The organism is Lachnospiraceae bacterium JLR.KK002, assembly GCA_036941025.1.
In the GTDB taxonomy this organism is placed as follows: Bacteria; Bacillota; Clostridia; order Lachnospirales; family Lachnospiraceae; genus Petralouisia.
Genome location: JAYMNP010000001.1, coordinates 1,928,350 through 1,943,632, shown reverse-complemented (window position 1 = coordinate 1,943,632; position 15,283 = coordinate 1,928,350). Strand labels below are relative to the sequence as shown.

Here is a 15,283-nt window from a genome sequence, read left to right as displayed (position 1 = left end):
GGAGGAATGCATGTATTTAAAAAGTATAGAAGTTCATGGATTTAAATCCTTTGCCAATAAGATTCTGTTTGAATTCCATAACGGAATTACAGGAATCGTAGGTCCCAACGGAAGCGGCAAAAGCAATGTGGCGGACGCGGTGCGCTGGGTGCTGGGAGAACAGCGGGTGAAGCAGCTTCGCGGGGCCAGTATGCAGGACGTTATTTTTTCCGGTACGGAAAACCGCAGGCCCTTAAGTTATGCCTGGGTGGCCATTACCCTGGACAACGGGGACCGGCAGTTGAATGTGGATTACAACGAGGTGACAGTGGCGCGGCGTGTATACCGCTCCGGAGAAAGCGAATACCTGATTAATGGCACAACCTGCCGGCTGAAAGACGTAAACGAACTGTTCTATGATACGGGGATTGGAAAAGAGGGATATTCCATTATCGGTCAGGGACAGATTGAGCGGATTCTCAGCGGGAAACCGGAAGAACGCCGGGAACTGTTTGATGAAGCGGCAGGTATTGTAAAATTCAAACGGAGAAAGGCCACGGCCCAGAAAAAATTAGAAGATGAGCGTCAGAATCTGGTGCGCGTCAATGATATCCTGACAGAACTGGAAAAGCAGGTGGGCCCTCTGGAACGCCAGGCAGAGAAAGCCAGGCTCTATCTGAAGAAACGGGAAGAATTAAAAACATATGATGTGAACATGTTCCTCCTGGATATGGAACGGATGGAGGAGCAGCTGAAATCTCTGGAAGAAAAGCTGAAGATTACGGACCAGGACTGGAAAGAATCGGACGACGCCTACGAAAACATCCGGACAGAATATGCCAGAATTGAACAGAGCATGAAGGAAGCCGATGAAAATCTGGAAATTCTGCGGGGAAGACTCAGCGAGACCACCGTACAGAGCGGGAAGCTGGAAGGCCGGATCAATGTGTTAAGAGAGCAGATTCGCGCTGCCCGGCAGAGCGAGGAGCATTTTAAATCCCGGCAGGAAGCGGTGGAGCAGGAACGTCTGGAAAAGATGGAGCAGAAAGCAGCCTGCGAAAAAGAAAGGCTTCAACTGGACAATCAGGTCAGATCCATGGAGGAACAGAAAAGCCAGGTTATGGCCAGATATCAGGAAATTCAGGAAGAAATTGCCCGATGCAGCAGAAGAATTGAAGACGGAAAAAGCGAAATTATCGAGCTTCTGAACAGCAGAGCTTCCACGAAAGCCAGACAGCAGCGTTACGATACCATGCAGGAGCAGATGAATATCCGAAAGGCTCAGCTAAGCAAGCGATTTCTGGAGCAGAAAAGCCAGGAGGAAGAACTTAAGGTTCTGGAGCAGGAATGCGAAGAAAAATATGCGCAGGCGAAATCTGCCTGCCAGAAGCTGGAAGAGGAAGGAAAACGTCTGGAAGAAAAGAACAGAGCCTGGCAGGCAAAGCGGACGGAAACCCTGAATCTTCTGGAGCAGGACACGGCCCGTTACCACAGAGAACAGTCCAGGCTGGAATCTCTGATTAATATTGCAGAGCGGTATGACGGATACGGCAATTCCATCCGCCGGGTTATGGAGCAAAAGGAAAGAGAACCTGGCCTGCTGGGCGTGGTGGCAGATCTGATTCAGGTGGAAAAAAAGTACGAAGCTGCCATAGAGACTGCCCTGGGCGGCAGCATCCAGAATATTGTCACTGCAGACGAGGCCACTGCAAAAAAAATGATTGGATTTCTGAAGCAGAACCGCTATGGCCGGGCCACCTTTCTGCCCCTGACCAGCGTGGGAAAAAAAGCGGCTTATGTAAACCAGGAAGCATTGCGGGAGCCCGGCGTGATTGGGCTGGCCAGCGAACTGGTACAGGCTGACAGCAGGTTTCAGGGACTGAAAACATACCTGCTGGGCAGAACTTATGTGGTGGATACCATCGACCATGCCATTGGGCTGGCACGGAATTATCAGTACAGTCTGCGGATTGTGACCCTGGAAGGAGAATCTTTAAATCCGGGAGGCTCCATGACAGGAGGAGCTTTTAAAAATACCAGCAATCTGCTGGGACGGAAACGTGAAATCGAAGATTTGCAGAAAGAAACGGAAAAGCTGCAGAACACATTGCAGGAGCACCGGAACCGTCTGGAAGACATCAATACGGCACGGGAACTGTTAAAAGAGGATATCCGAAATCTTCAGGAAGAACTGAATCAGGCCATGATTCTGCGGAACACCGAAGAACTGAACCTGGAACATGCCAGGGAACAGAAAGCAGAGAATGACAGCCAGTTCAGGACACTGCAGATGGAAAGCCGGGAAATTGAAGAACAGTTACTGGAAATCAGCGAGAACCAGGCCGGTATTCAGGAAGAAATCCAGGCGGCAGACCGGCGGGAAAAAGAAATCGAAGAAGAGACCGGGGAATTCCGGCAGATGCTGGAGAACCAGAACCGTCTGGCAGAAGAAAGCCAGAGCGCTGTTTCCAGGGTGCAGCTGGAAGAAGCCAATTTTCAGCAGAAAGCGGAATTTGTTCAGGAAAATATTTCCCGTATTTTAGCAGAAATCCGTAAACTGGATGAAGATTTGCAGGCTGCGGAACAGGAAAAAAACCAGTCACAGGAAGATATTCAGCAAAAACAGCAGGAGATTGAGGAGCTTAAGGCTTCCATGGAACAGTCCGGACGGGACAAAGGCGCTCTGGAAGAACAGATTTCAGAAAAGCAGAAGCAGCGGGAAGACATGTCCGAACAGTACAAAGGATTTTTCCAGAAACAGGAAGAACTGTCAAAACGTATCAACGATCTGGATAAAGAGTTGTATCGTCTGAACAGCCAGAAAGAAAAACTGAATGAATCCATGGAGAATCAGACCAATTATATGTGGGAAGAATATGAACTGACATTCCACAATGCCATGGAGCTGCGAAAAGAAGAACTGGACAGTCCCGCAGAACTGAAAAAGCAGATTTCTCAGATAAAGGAAGAAATCCGTAAACTGGGCGATGTGAACGTAAATGCCATCGAAGATTACCGGAATCTGTCGGAGCGGTATGTGTTCCTGAAAACTCAGCATGACGATCTGGTGGAGGCGGAGAAAACTCTGCTGGACATTATCGAAGAACTGGATACGGGAATGCGCAGGCAGTTTATGGAAAAATTCGGGCAGATTCAGAAAGAATTTGACAAAGTATTTAAAGAACTGTTCGGCGGAGGAAAAGGAACACTGGAGCTGGTGGAGGATGAGGACATTCTGGAATGCGGCATTCGTATTATCGCCCAGCCTCCAGGCAAAAAACTGCAGAACATGATGCAGTTATCCGGCGGGGAGAAATCCCTGACTGCCATTTCCCTGCTGTTTGCCATTCAGAACCTGAAGCCGTCCCCTTTCTGTCTGCTGGATGAAATAGAGGCGGCGCTGGACGATTCCAATGTGGGACGGTTTGCAAAATATTTACATAAGCTGACCCGCCATACCCAGTTTATTGTCATTACCCACAGGCGGGGAACCATGGAAGCGGCGGACCGGCTGTATGGAATTACCATGCAGGAAAAAGGCGTGTCCACGCTGGTATCCGTGGATTTAATTGAGACGCTGGCCACAGAGTGAGGACAGGAAGGAGTTTATCAATGAGTGAAGAAAAAGAAAAAAAAGGCTTTTTCAGCCGGCTGGTACAGGGGCTGACGAAGACCAGAGACAATATCGTATCCGGAATAGATTCCATATTCAGCGGATTTTCCAGTATAGATGGAGACTTTTATGAAGAAATCGAGGAGATTCTCATTATGGGGGATCTGGGCGTTCATGCCACGGAAGAAATCATCGGGAACCTGAAAGCGAAAGTAAAGGAACAGCATATCAAAGAACCTGCCCGATGCCGGGAACTGCTGATTTCCAGTATCCGGGAGCAGATGGATGTGGGAGAGACCGCATATCAGTTTGAACATGAAACCTCCGTGGTTCTTGTCATCGGCGTCAACGGGGTGGGAAAGACCACTTCCGTGGGAAAACTGGCGGGAAAGCTGAAAGACCAGGGACGTAAAGTGGTGCTGGCAGCCGCAGACACTTTCCGGGCGGCCGCAGGAGAGCAGCTCAGCGAGTGGGCCCATCGCGCGGGCGTGGAAATGATTGGCGGCCAGGAAGGGGCAGATCCGGCTTCTGTGATTTACGATGCGGTGGCGGCGGCAAAAGCCAGAAATGCCGATGTGCTGCTGTGTGATACGGCGGGACGCCTTCATAACAAAAAAAATCTGATGGAGGAACTGAAAAAAATTCATCGGATTCTGGAAAAGGAATATCCGGAAGCATTTCGTGAGACACTGGTGGTACTGGACGGAACTACCGGACAGAATGCGCTGGCACAGGCGCGGCAGTTTTCAGAGGTGGCGGATATTTCCGGTATTATTCTGACCAAAATGGACGGTACGGCCAAAGGCGGAATTGCGGTGGCCATCCAGTCGGAACTGGGCATACCGGTGAAATACATCGGTGTGGGAGAAACCATCGAGGATTTGCAGAAATTTGATTCGGAGCAGTTTGTAAACGCTTTATTTTCCGGCAGTGAGAAAACCGGGGAGGAAGCGCAGGAACCGGAGCAGTAAGCCGGGAAGACAGGAGAGAGAAACCATGCTGACGCTGGAAAGATTTGAAGAAGCAAGTAAGATTGTAAAAGAAGTGACACTGGAAACGAAACTGATGTACAGTGATTTTTTAAGTGAGCAGACAGGAAACAAGGTCTATCTGAAACCGGAAAACATGCAGTTTACCGGAGCCTACAAAGTACGCGGCTCCTATTACAAAATCAGTACCCTGTCAGAAGAAGAACGGGAAAAGGGACTGATTACCGCATCTGCAGGAAACCATGCCCAGGGCGTTGCCTATGCGGCGAAATGTTTTGGCGTGAAATCCACCATTGTCATGCCCACTACCACTCCGCTGATTAAAGTAAACCGTACCAAAGGTTACGGGGCCGAGGTCATTCTGTACGGAGATGTGTACGACGAATCCTGCCAGAAGGCATATGAGCTGGCGGAGGAACATGGATATACGTTTATCCATCCCTTTGACGACCTGGCGGTGGCCACGGGACAGGGCACCATTGCCATGGAGATTTTCAAAGAACTTCCTCTGGTGGAATATATCCTGGTGCCCATCGGAGGCGGCGGACTGGCGGCGGGCGTATCGGTGCTGGCCAAACTGCTGAATCCCAAAATCAAAGTCATCGGCGTGGAACCGGCCGGAGCAAACTGTATGCAGGCTTCTCTGGAAGCGGGGAAAATTGTGACGCTGCCCGGCGTCAGCACCATTGCGGACGGAACAGCCGTAAAAACTCCCGGTGAGAAAATTTTCCCGTATATCCGGGAGAATCTGGACGATATTATTACTGTGGAGGACGATGAGCTGATTGTGGCCTTTCTGGACATGGTGGAAAACCACAAGATTGTGGTGGAAAATTCCGGACTGCTGACCGTAGCGGCCCTGCGTCACCTCCAGGTGGAAAACAAACGGGTGGTATCTATTTTAAGCGGCGGAAATATGGATGTGATTACCATGTCCTCCGTAGTACAGCAGGGACTGATTTTCCGGGACCGTATTTTTACCGTATCTGTACTGCTGCCGGATAAACCTGGAGAATTATGTAAAATTGCAAATACTATTGCCACAGAGCTGGGTAATGTTATAAAATTAGAGCATAATCAGTTTGTGTCAACCAACCGCAATGCGGCGGTGGAGCTCCGCATTACCATGGAGGCTTTTGGCACGGAACATAAGAAGAAAATTATGGATGCCCTGGAACAGAAAGGCTATCAGCCCAAACCGGTGCAGACCAGTCTGTAAGACGGAATACGGAAGAAACGGAAAGGAGATACCATGAAGAAACTGATATGTGTGCTGCTGATTCTTCTGCTTGGCGGTATGGGAAGCATGGAGAGTTACGCGGCTTCCCTGGGAGAGGACGCATATACGGCAGAATTGTCCGGACGGGGCGCCGGTGAAAGCTCAGGGGACAGCTCAAATCAGAATACCGATGACAAACCGGATGATAATCCGGATAACAAACCCGGTGATAATCCGGATAACAAACCCGGTGATAATCCGGATAACAAACCAGATGATAATCCGGATAACAAACCTGGCGATAATCCGGATGACAAACCCGGCGATAATCCGGATGACAAACCGCCGGTCAGCACGGAAAGCCCCATACGTGTGCTTATGGTGGGAAACAGTTTTACAAAATACAAGCCTCAGAATGTCACATATTCTGTGGAAAAGCCTCTGGAGGAACTGGCAGCCTGGGAAGGCCATAACCTGGATGTGAAAACCGTAAGCCATGGAGGCGCCTGGCTGAGTTATTATGCAGGAATGCAGAGTGAATACCTGTCCTATCACAAAGAACTGATGGTACAGCTTTTGAATGAAAAATGGGATTACATTGTCCTCCAGGAACAGAGCAAATCCATGGTGGAGCAGTTTGACACCAAAACTTATCCGGCTGTGGAACGTCTGCTGCGGATGATAAAGACATATCAGCCCCAGGCTACGCCTCTGCTGTATATGACCCACGGTTACAATGATAATTCTCTTACCAGGGTCAATGGAGTACCCACAATGCTTACCGCGGGAGAGCTTGAGCTCTACGTTGCGGCTGCCTGCAAATCTCTGGAAGTCAGACTGGGCATTGAAGTGGTTCCGGTGGGAATGCATTATAACCGGGCCCATATTCTTTATCCATGGATTCGCATGGTAGGGGCGGATTTCAAACATCCCACCTATGCCGGGTATTATCTGGCGGCCTGTTCCTTTTATTACCAGATTTACCGAAATATTCCGGATCCCAGGAAAGCCAGGCTGAGCAACTGTGATATCGGAGAACGGGAACAGATACTTCTGGCTTCCCTGGTGTCAGGCTCCATTCGGATGAGTACCGGCAGTATTGTAATGAATCCCGGTGAATCCACAAAAGTGACAGCATTGTCCGGATACTCTCCAATTTCCAGCGTGAAGTATAAGAGTCTGAATACCGAGGTGGTATCGGTAAATCCCACCACCGGGGCAATTCGGGCAAAACAGGGCGGAACCACCTCGGTGGCGGCCATAACGCCGGACGGCCTGCAGGCTTTTTGCGATATTACAGTGAGAATTCCTTTATCCTTTCCGCGGGAATGGTATCTGGCCAGCAAGGGAGACCGACTGCAGATTCAGCCTGCCACTAATGCAAAGAATCTGAAATGGACCAGCAGCCGGACAAAAGTGGCCACAGTAGATTCTGCTACAGGAATGGTGACGGCAAAAGCCACAGGCAGGGCTGTGATTACCGTTCGCAACAAAGATGACGCAAACGATAAGGCTTCCTATTATCTGTATGTGACCTGCGACACTCCTGCAGGGCTGAAAGCATCTTCCGTGGATACTTCTGCGGAAAAAGATACTTACGGAAGTATAAAACTGACCTGGAAAACCACGTCCGATGCCAGCAGTTACGGCATTTACCGTTCCACTAAAAAGAACGGTTCCTATACTTTAATCGGAACCAGCAAAAAGCCCACATATACGGATAAAAAGGCAAAGGTAAATCAGTGCTATTATTATAAAGTGGCAGCCAGAAATTCATATCCTCAGTGCAACAGCAGACTGAGTGACAGCGTACGGGGCGTTATCCTGAAAGCTCCCACTCTGAAAGGCAGCATTACCTCCAAAGGATATGCAAAACTTACCTGGAACAAAAATAAAAATGCCAGCGGCTATATTATCTATGCCTCTGCCAGAAAAGATTCCGGTTATAAAAAGATTATAAAGCTCACTTCTTCCTCCAGAAAAACCTATACGGATAAATATCTGAAGAAAAAGAAGCGCCATTACTACAGAATCCGGGCCTTTAAAGTGCTGGACGGAAGAACTTTTTACGGAATGAAATCAAAAACGCTGGAAATTCCGTATACCGCTTCCAGATAGAATATGATAACAGGGCAGTTGTCTGAACTGTCACAAAATATCCGGAGTGTCAGGGAAAAACCCTTGACACCCCGGATATTTTATAGTATGATAGCTCAGGTGATAGAAATGGAAAGAAAAGTAATGCAGACTTACCTCTATGATTTTTACGGAGAACTGCTCACAGAACACCAGAGGGATATTTTTGAAGACTTTGTGCTGAATGATTTATCCCTGAGCGAGATTGCCAGGGAAGAAGGAATCAGCCGCCAGGGAGTTCACGACCTGGTGAAACGGTGTGACAGGATACTGGAAGGATATGAGGAGAAGCTGCATCTTCTGGAACGGTTTCTGAAGACGAAAGAGAAGGTCACCCGAATCCGGACACTCAGCCGGAACTGTCAGGAACAGAGAGAATCGGAGGTAATGGCGGAGATTGAAGCCATTTCCAATGAGATATTAGAGGAGTTATGAAATGGCATTTGACAGCTTGTCAGAAAAACTGCAGAGCGTATTCAAATCTCTGCGGAGTAAAGGACTTCTTACGGAAGAAGATGTAAAAACAGCATTGAAAGAAGTAAAGCTGGCGCTGCTGGAAGCGGATGTCAACTTTAAAGTAGTAAAACAGTTTGTGAAATCTGTGCAGGAGCGGGCCGTCGGCCAGGATGTGATGAACGGACTGAATCCCGGCCAGATGGTAATAAAAATTGTAAATGAAGAACTGGTATCCCTGATGGGGTCTGAGACCACGGAGATTTCCTTAAAGCCGGGCAGTGAGATTACTGTAATCATGATGGCGGGCCTGCAGGGTGCGGGTAAGACCACCACCACCGCCAAGATAGCGGGAAAACTGAAACAGAAGGGCAGAAAGCCTCTGCTGGCAGCCTGCGACGTTTACCGGCCTGCAGCTATTCAGCAGCTGCAGATTAATGGGGAAAAGCAGGGCGTGGAAGTATTTTCCATGGGAGACAGCCATAAGCCTGTGAATATTGCCAGAGCGGCAGTGGAACATGCCAGAACCAAAGGCTTTAACGTGGTGATTCTGGATACGGCCGGACGACTCCATGTGGATGAAGACATGATGGAGGAACTGCAGGAAATCAAGGCACAGGTGGACGTACACCAGACCATTCTGGTGGTGGACGCCATGACCGGACAGGACGCAGTAAACGTAGCTTCCACATTTGAAGAAAAAATCGGTATCGACGGCGTGGTACTGACCAAGCTGGACGGTGATACCAGAGGCGGAGCGGCATTGTCCATCCGGGCAGTGACAGGCAAGCCCCTGTTATATGTGGGTATGGGAGAAAAACTTTCCGATTTGGAGCAGTTCTATCCGGACCGTATGGCCAACCGGATTCTGGGTATGGGAGATGTGCTGACGCTGATTGAAAAGGCGCAGGAGAACATCGACGAGGAAAAAGCCAGAGAACTGGAACAGAAGATGAAGAAGGCGGAATTCGGCTTTGACGACTATCTGGAGTCCATGAACCAGATGAAGAAAATGGGCGGTCTTTCCAGTCTGCTCAGTATGATGCCCGGAATTGGAAGTTCCCAGATTGCTGAAATTGAAAACGCCATGGACGAGAAGAAAATGGCCAGAATTGAAGGCATTATTTATTCCATGACGCCGAAGGAGCGGGCCAATCCCTCCATTTTGAATCCCAGCCGGAAACACAGGATAGCCCAGGGAGCCGGCGTGGACATCAGCGAAGTAAACCGTCTGGTGAAGCAGTTTGAGCAGAGCCGGAAAATGATGAAGCAGATGCCGGGGCTGATGGGCGGCAAAGGGAAACGCCGGGGCGGATTTAAACTGCCCTTTGGATTTTAGAAGGAATTATTTCCGCGGGGTGCTGCCGGTTTGAGGCAGTAAAATAACGTTCGTAACAGGACAGGCATTCGCAGGTTCTGATTACTGATAGAAAACAGTTTAACAACCAGGAGGTGAGATGTGCGATGGTAAAAATCAGACTGAAAAGAATGGGACAGAAGAAGGCTCCTTTCTATAGAATCGTGGTAGCTGATTCCCGGTCTCCGAGAGACGGTAAATTTATCGAGGAGATTGGAACCTATGACCCAACAAGGGATCCAAGCGAGTTCCATGTAAATGAAGAACTGGCAAAGAAATGGCTGGCAAATGGTGCTCAGCCTACAGAAATGGTAGGAAAGATTTTTAAAGCAGCCGGTATCGAAAAATAATCTTCGTGAGGTGACGTAATGAGAGAATTGGTAGAAGTAATTGCGAAAGCACTTGTGGATAATCCTGAAGAAGTTGCAGTTACAGAGACTGAGAACGAAAAGTCCATTGTGATAGAGTTACGTGTTGCCCAGGCAGATATGGGAAAGGTCATCGGAAAGCAGGGGCGCATTGCCAAGGCAATCCGTTCCGTTGTAAAAGCAGCAGCAGCTAAAAGCGAAAAGAAAGTTATTGTGGATATTATGCAGTAACAGACGAAAATCACAGTGAAGTTTCACTGTGATTTTCGTCTGCACAGGCCCGTGCAGAGAAAATATGCCGCTGAAGCAGCGCGCGGGCCGCGCGGCGGGCAGGGAAAATCTCTTCTGCCCGCTCGGAAAGGAAACCCTATGGAAGATTTGTTTCAGGTGGGTGTGATAACCACTACCCATGGAATCCGGGGGGAAGTAAAAGTATTTCCCACCACGGACGATGCAGCAAGGTTTAAAAAATTAAAAAAAGTACTGCTGGACACCGGCAGGGAAAAGCTGGAACTGGAAATTGTCCAGGTGAAATTTTTTAAGAATCTGGTGATTCTGAAATTTAAAGATATTGATAATATAAATGATGTGGAAAAATATAAAGGAAAAAGCCTTTTCGTAACCAGGGACCAGGCGGTAAAATGCGAAAAAGACGAATACTTTATTGCAGACTTGCTTGGGGTCAGAGTTCTGACAGAAGAAGGACAGGCGCTGGGACAGATTGCAGATGTACTGCAGACCGGGGCCAATGACGTCTATGTGATTCAGGCAGATGAAACGTCTTCTTCTGCCGGCAGGAAGAAAGAACTGCTGATTCCGGCAATTAAAGAATGTATTCTGGATGTGGATATGGAACAGAGGACCATGCGGATACATCTGCTGCCGGGCCTTCTGGAAGAGGACTGAGGAAAACCATGAATTTTTATATACTGACTTTATTTCCGGATATGGTAATGAACGGACTGAATACCAGTATCATCGGGCGGGCCATGGAAGCAGGACGACTGCATATTGAGGCCATTAATATCAGAGATTATTCCGCAAATAAACATGAAAAAGTAGATGATTATCCGTATGGCGGCGGAGCGGGAATGCTGATGCAGGCCCAGCCAGTATACGATGCCTGGAAATCTGTGGTGGAGCGAATCGGGAAAAAGCCCCGGTGTGTCTATGTGACCCCTCAGGGAAAAACCTTCTGCCAGAATGACGCCAGAAGGCTGGCCGGAGAGGAAGATATGATTCTGCTCTGCGGTCATTACGAAGGCATAGACCAGCGGGTACTGGAAGAAATTGTGACAGATTACATGTCCATCGGAGATTACGTCCTGACCGGAGGGGAGCTGCCGGCCATGGTGATGGTGGACGCCATTGCCCGTATGGTTCCGGGGGTTCTGGGCAATGAAAGTTCCGGCAGCACGGAGTCCTTTGAAGGCGGCCTGCTGGAATATCCCCAGTATTCCAGACCGGAGGAATGGAATGGCAAAAAGGTACCGCCCATATTGTTATCTGGCCACCATAAAAAAATTGAAGCTTGGCGGCGTCAGCAATCTGTCCTGCTGACCAGAGAGCGCAGGCCGGATTTGCTGGCCCAGGCGGAACTGTCGCCTCAGGAGCGGGAGTGGCTGGAGGAATATGAAAAATCCTCTGATTCCCGCGGGGTTGTTGACTTTTCAGAAAAATTATGATAGAATATCAACCTGTGAGACAGAAAATGATGGTCCTCTGTTACGAAAGGTATTAAGAACATCGGAATATAATCAGGAGGTCACAGGATGAACGCAACAGAAATTATGAAAAGTATTGAACAGGAACAGTTAAAATCAGAGATTACGGAATTCCGCGTAGGCGATACCATTAAAGTATATGGTAAGATTAAAGAAGGAAACCGTGAAAGAATTCAGGTTTTTGAAGGAATTGTGTTAAAGAGACAGGGCGGCAGCAACCGTGAGACTTTCACCGTAAGAAAATTCTCCAACGGTGTGGGAGTTGAGAAGACCTGGCCGCTGCATTCTCCCAATGTTGAGAAGATTGAAGTTGTCCGCCGCGGTAAAGTAAGACGTGCGAAATTAAATTACCTGAGAGGACGCGTAGGCAAGAGAGCAAAAGTAAAAGAGCTGGTAAAATAATCCGGACAGAATGCAGAAGGGACAAATACAATTGTAGTTGTCCCTTTTTCCTCATACAGGAGATTCCTCCGGGTTTCCTGTATGAGGAAAATGATATGCAGGATACAGGCACCTTGCGGAGAGAAAAATGAGAAGGACATCAGGATTAAATTTTAACCGGAAAAAGCGAAAAGTAAATACAGGATTACTGAGAGAGATTGCGCTCTGGACAGGGGAGATTCTGCTGACCATGTTTGTGGCAGTCCTTTTGGTGTTATTTGTGGGATTCCGCATTTCTGTGGTGGGCCCTTCCATGTCTCCCACGCTGGAGAACGGAGAGAAAATTCTGGTCAACCGGCTTGTGTATAAAATATTCAGCCCGAAGCAGAACGATCTGATTGTATTTCTGCCCAATGGAAACGAGAAATCCCATTACTATATCAAGCGGGTCATCGCCATGCCGGGAGACAAAGTGCAGGTAAAGGAAGGCATGATTTATATTAATGGAGAGCCTTTTGAAGAAAAGGTGGAAGTTCCCGCCATTGAAAATGCACTGCTGGCAGAAGAAGAACTCACCGTGGGCGAGGACGAGTATTTTGTGCTGGGGGATAACAGGAACAACAGCGAGGACAGCCGGTACGCCAGTATTGGAAATGTAAAGAAAGAATATATTGTGGGAAAGGCATGGTGTATTGTCTGGCCCTGGGACAGATTCGCTCTGCTGAAATAACGGAAAGGTGATAATATGCAGTTTCAATGGTATCCTGGACATATGACGAAAGCCAGACGTCAGATGCAGGAAGATATGAAATTAATAGATCTGGTAATTGAACTGGTAGACGCCAGAATTCCCTTAAGCAGCCGCAATCCCGATATAGATGAACTTGGAAAGCAGAAAGCCAGACTGATTCTTATGAACAAAGCGGATCTGGCCAGTGAAGAACAGACAGCCGCCTGGGCGGAATATTTCAGGAAAAAGGGCTGGTTTGTGGTAAAACTGGACGCCAGGTCCCGGACAGGGATGAAGACCATCAGCAGCGTGATTATGGAAGCCTGCAGGGAGAAAACGGAGCGGGACCGGAAACGAGGCATTAAAAACCGTCCCATACGGGCCATGGTGGTGGGAATTCCCAACGTGGGTAAATCCACGTTTATCAATACCTATGCGGGAAAAGCCTGTGCCAGAACGGGAAATAAGCCGGGGGTAACCAAAGGAAAACAGTGGATTAAGCTGAATAAGAATGTGGAGCTTCTGGACACGCCTGGAATTTTATGGCCCAAATTTGAAGATCAGCAGGTGGGGCTGCTGCTGGCACTGATTGGCTCCATAAAAGACGAAATTTTAAATATTGACGAACTTTCTCTGGAACTGATTGGAATTCTGAAGGAAAATTATCCTGGAGTGCTGGCTGCACGGTACGGGGTGGAAGAAGACCGGAATCCGCCGGAACTGCTGATGCAGATTGCCGAAAACCGCAACTGTGTCAAAAAGGGAAATGAGCCTGATTACAGCAAAGCGGCAGCCCTTGTCATTGACGAGTTCCGCAGCGGACGCCTGGGAAACATAACCCTTGAATTCCCCAATGAGGAGAGTTGAAAAGAAAGAAGAATGTATGATTATGAATAAAAAGGAAGAGGACAGGAAACAGGAAGAAAACCGGAAGGAGAAAAGGGCGGGAAAGGAGAAATCTCCCAGGGATAAGTCGGATATGGTGAAAGAGACCCTGAGTTTTATTCTCTATATTGCAATTGTATTTCTGGTGACCTATCTGGTGATTCATTATGTGGGGCAGCGCACCCAGGTAAGCGGTACTTCCATGGAATATACCCTCAGTGACGGAGATAATCTGATTGTGGATAAAATCAGCTACCGGTTCCACGACCCGGAACGGTTTGATATCATAGTATTTCCTTTTCAGTACAAAGAAGATACTTATTATATCAAGAGGATTATCGGCCTGCCGGGAGAAACGGTACAGATTGATGACGAAGGGAATATCTATATTGACGGGGAAGTGCTGGAGGAATCCTACGGAAGAGAGATTATTTTAGATCCGGGAGAAGCCGCCAGTCCCATTGAACTGGGAGAAGGAGAATATTTTGTGCTGGGAGATAACAGGAATGCAAGTTCAGACAGCCGGGATCCCAGTGTGGGCAAAATACGCAGAGAAGATATTATCGGAAGAGCCTGGCTGCGGCTTTATCCCTTTGACCGGATTGGATTTATCAAACATCAGTAGGGGGATAAATCCGGAATCCTCAGGAGACAGTACAGGATAAGAGGAGAATACAGTGGGAGAACAGAAGAAAATCAGTGAGATAAAAGAGGAATTACAGGCAGCAGAGGAGACGATGCTGCCTGCCTTTATTTCCGAATATAACAATGACAGTCGCGCCGGAGTTCAGAAATTGCTGCAGCAGGCCGGAAAACGTCTGGAGAAGCTGCAGCAGGAGCGGGAGAGAATCGAGAGACTGAAAGTTTATGAAAGGCAGTACGAACAGGCAGGCCATGTGTGCGGAATCGACGAGGCGGGCAGAGGGCCACTGGCAGGCCCTGTGGTGGCCGGGGCAGTAATTCTGCCCAAAGACTGCGGAATTCTTTATATCAATGATTCCAAAAAGCTCAGTGAGAAAAAAAGAGAAGAACTCTATGAGGTGATTATGGAGCAGGCCCTGGCCACAGGAATCGGCATGGTAAGTCCCGCCAGAATTGATGAAATCAATATTCTTCAGGCAACCTATGAGGCTATGCGGCAGGCTATTCAAAATTTAACTCTGACGCCCGATATATTATTAAATGATGCTGTGACCATTCCCCAGGTGGACATTCCTCAGGTTCCCATTATCAAAGGAGATGCGAAAAGCATTTCCATCGGAGCGGCAAGTATCATTGCAAAAGTAACCAGAGACAGGCTGATGGTGGAATACGACAAAATTATGCCGGAGTATGGATTTGCCCGCAACAAAGGATACGGTTCCCAGGAACACATGCAGGCAGTCCGGACTTTTGGGCCCTCGCCCATACACCGTCAGACCTTTATAAAAAACATAGAAAGGCAGTGAT

At 48.3% G+C, this 15,283-nt stretch carries 15 protein-coding genes; all 15 read left to right on the top strand.

Going from position 1 to position 15,283, the window contains the following annotated elements; all coding sequences use genetic code 11:
• Positions 1–10: 10 nt before the first annotated feature.
• Positions 11–3,571, top strand: coding sequence for a chromosome segregation protein SMC (smc, locus tag VSQ32_09310; GenBank protein ID MEH2943055.1), 3,561 nt, complete (start codon positions 11–13; stop codon positions 3,569–3,571).
• A gap of 20 nt (positions 3,572–3,591) precedes the next feature.
• A complete protein-coding gene (gene ftsY, locus VSQ32_09305; GenBank protein MEH2943054.1) occupies positions 3,592–4,563 on the top strand; it encodes a signal recognition particle-docking protein FtsY in 972 nt (323 codons plus the stop codon).
• 25 nt (positions 4,564–4,588) lie between these two features.
• Positions 4,589–5,800 (top strand): threonine ammonia-lyase, encoded by a 1,212-nt coding sequence (ilvA, locus tag VSQ32_09300; GenBank protein MEH2943053.1) that lies wholly within the window; start codon positions 4,589–4,591, stop codon positions 5,798–5,800.
• 33 nt (positions 5,801–5,833) lie between these two features.
• Positions 5,834–7,918 carry an Ig-like domain-containing protein gene (locus tag VSQ32_09295; protein MEH2943052.1) on the top strand — a complete coding sequence of 695 codons (2,085 nt, stop codon included), beginning with the start codon at positions 5,834–5,836 and terminating at the stop codon, positions 7,916–7,918.
• Between the two features lie 108 nt (positions 7,919–8,026).
• Positions 8,027–8,371: a YlxM family DNA-binding protein gene (locus VSQ32_09290; protein ID MEH2943051.1), complete on the top strand. Its 345-nt coding sequence runs from the start codon at positions 8,027–8,029 to the stop codon at positions 8,369–8,371.
• Between the two features lies 1 nt (position 8,372).
• Positions 8,373–9,728 (top strand): signal recognition particle protein, encoded by a 1,356-nt coding sequence (ffh, locus tag VSQ32_09285; protein MEH2943050.1) that lies wholly within the window; start codon positions 8,373–8,375, stop codon positions 9,726–9,728.
• 125 nt (positions 9,729–9,853) lie between these two features.
• Complete coding sequence (rpsP, locus tag VSQ32_09280) at positions 9,854–10,096, top strand: 30S ribosomal protein S16 (GenBank protein ID MEH2943049.1); 243 nt, start codon at positions 9,854–9,856, stop codon at positions 10,094–10,096.
• Between the two features lie 18 nt (positions 10,097–10,114).
• Entirely contained in the window at positions 10,115–10,345 is a 231-nt protein-coding gene (locus VSQ32_09275; GenBank protein ID MEH2943048.1) for a KH domain-containing protein, read from the top strand.
• Between the two features lie 138 nt (positions 10,346–10,483).
• Entirely contained in the window at positions 10,484–11,020 is a 537-nt protein-coding gene (gene rimM, locus VSQ32_09270) for a ribosome maturation factor RimM (protein ID MEH2943047.1), read from the top strand.
• A gap of 8 nt (positions 11,021–11,028) precedes the next feature.
• Complete coding sequence (gene trmD / locus VSQ32_09265) at positions 11,029–11,799, top strand: tRNA (guanosine(37)-N1)-methyltransferase TrmD (protein MEH2943046.1); 771 nt, start codon at positions 11,029–11,031, stop codon at positions 11,797–11,799.
• An 87-nt stretch (positions 11,800–11,886) separates the two neighbouring features.
• Complete coding sequence (gene rplS, locus VSQ32_09260) at positions 11,887–12,240, top strand: 50S ribosomal protein L19 (GenBank protein MEH2943045.1); 354 nt, start codon at positions 11,887–11,889, stop codon at positions 12,238–12,240.
• 127 nt (positions 12,241–12,367) lie between these two features.
• A complete protein-coding gene (gene lepB / locus VSQ32_09255; protein ID MEH2943044.1) occupies positions 12,368–12,949 on the top strand; it encodes a signal peptidase I in 582 nt (193 codons plus the stop codon).
• Between the two features lie 15 nt (positions 12,950–12,964).
• The gene (gene ylqF / locus VSQ32_09250; protein MEH2943043.1) at positions 12,965–13,816 is read left to right on the top strand and encodes a ribosome biogenesis GTPase YlqF; all 852 of its coding nucleotides are present in this window, start codon (positions 12,965–12,967) and stop codon (positions 13,814–13,816) included.
• Positions 13,817–13,928: 112 nt separating this feature from the next.
• Positions 13,929–14,459 (top strand): signal peptidase I, encoded by a 531-nt coding sequence (gene lepB / locus VSQ32_09245; protein ID MEH2943042.1) that lies wholly within the window; start codon positions 13,929–13,931, stop codon positions 14,457–14,459.
• A gap of 52 nt (positions 14,460–14,511) precedes the next feature.
• Positions 14,512–15,282, top strand: a complete 771-nt coding sequence (locus VSQ32_09240; GenBank protein ID MEH2943041.1) for a ribonuclease HII — start codon at positions 14,512–14,514, stop codon at positions 15,280–15,282.
• The last annotated feature ends 1 nt before the right edge of the window (position 15,283 follow it).

Bases quoted from the DNA above. Each gene is read 5' to 3' on its own strand.
- lepB (MEH2943044.1), top strand. From the start codon at position 12,368: ATGAGAAGGACATCAGGATTAAATTTTAACCGGAAAAAGCGAAAAGTA.
- VSQ32_09275 (MEH2943048.1), top strand. From the start codon at position 10,115: ATGAGAGAATTGGTAGAAGTAATTGCGAAAGCACTTGTGGATAATCCT.
- smc (MEH2943055.1), top strand. From the start codon at position 11: ATGTATTTAAAAAGTATAGAAGTTCATGGATTTAAATCCTTTGCCAAT.
- rpsP (MEH2943049.1), top strand. From the start codon at position 9,854: ATGGTAAAAATCAGACTGAAAAGAATGGGACAGAAGAAGGCTCCTTTC.
- ylqF (MEH2943043.1), top strand. From the start codon at position 12,965: ATGCAGTTTCAATGGTATCCTGGACATATGACGAAAGCCAGACGTCAG.
- ilvA (MEH2943053.1), top strand. From the start codon at position 4,589: ATGCTGACGCTGGAAAGATTTGAAGAAGCAAGTAAGATTGTAAAAGAA.
- trmD (MEH2943046.1), top strand. From the start codon at position 11,029: ATGAATTTTTATATACTGACTTTATTTCCGGATATGGTAATGAACGGA.
- ffh (MEH2943050.1), top strand. From the start codon at position 8,373: ATGGCATTTGACAGCTTGTCAGAAAAACTGCAGAGCGTATTCAAATCT.
- VSQ32_09290 (MEH2943051.1), top strand. From the start codon at position 8,027: ATGGAAAGAAAAGTAATGCAGACTTACCTCTATGATTTTTACGGAGAA.
- ftsY (MEH2943054.1), top strand. From the start codon at position 3,592: ATGAGTGAAGAAAAAGAAAAAAAAGGCTTTTTCAGCCGGCTGGTACAG.
- lepB (MEH2943042.1), top strand. From the start codon at position 13,929: ATGGTGAAAGAGACCCTGAGTTTTATTCTCTATATTGCAATTGTATTT.
- rplS (MEH2943045.1), top strand. From the start codon at position 11,887: ATGAACGCAACAGAAATTATGAAAAGTATTGAACAGGAACAGTTAAAA.
- VSQ32_09295 (MEH2943052.1), top strand. From the start codon at position 5,834: ATGAAGAAACTGATATGTGTGCTGCTGATTCTTCTGCTTGGCGGTATG.
- rimM (MEH2943047.1), top strand. From the start codon at position 10,484: ATGGAAGATTTGTTTCAGGTGGGTGTGATAACCACTACCCATGGAATC.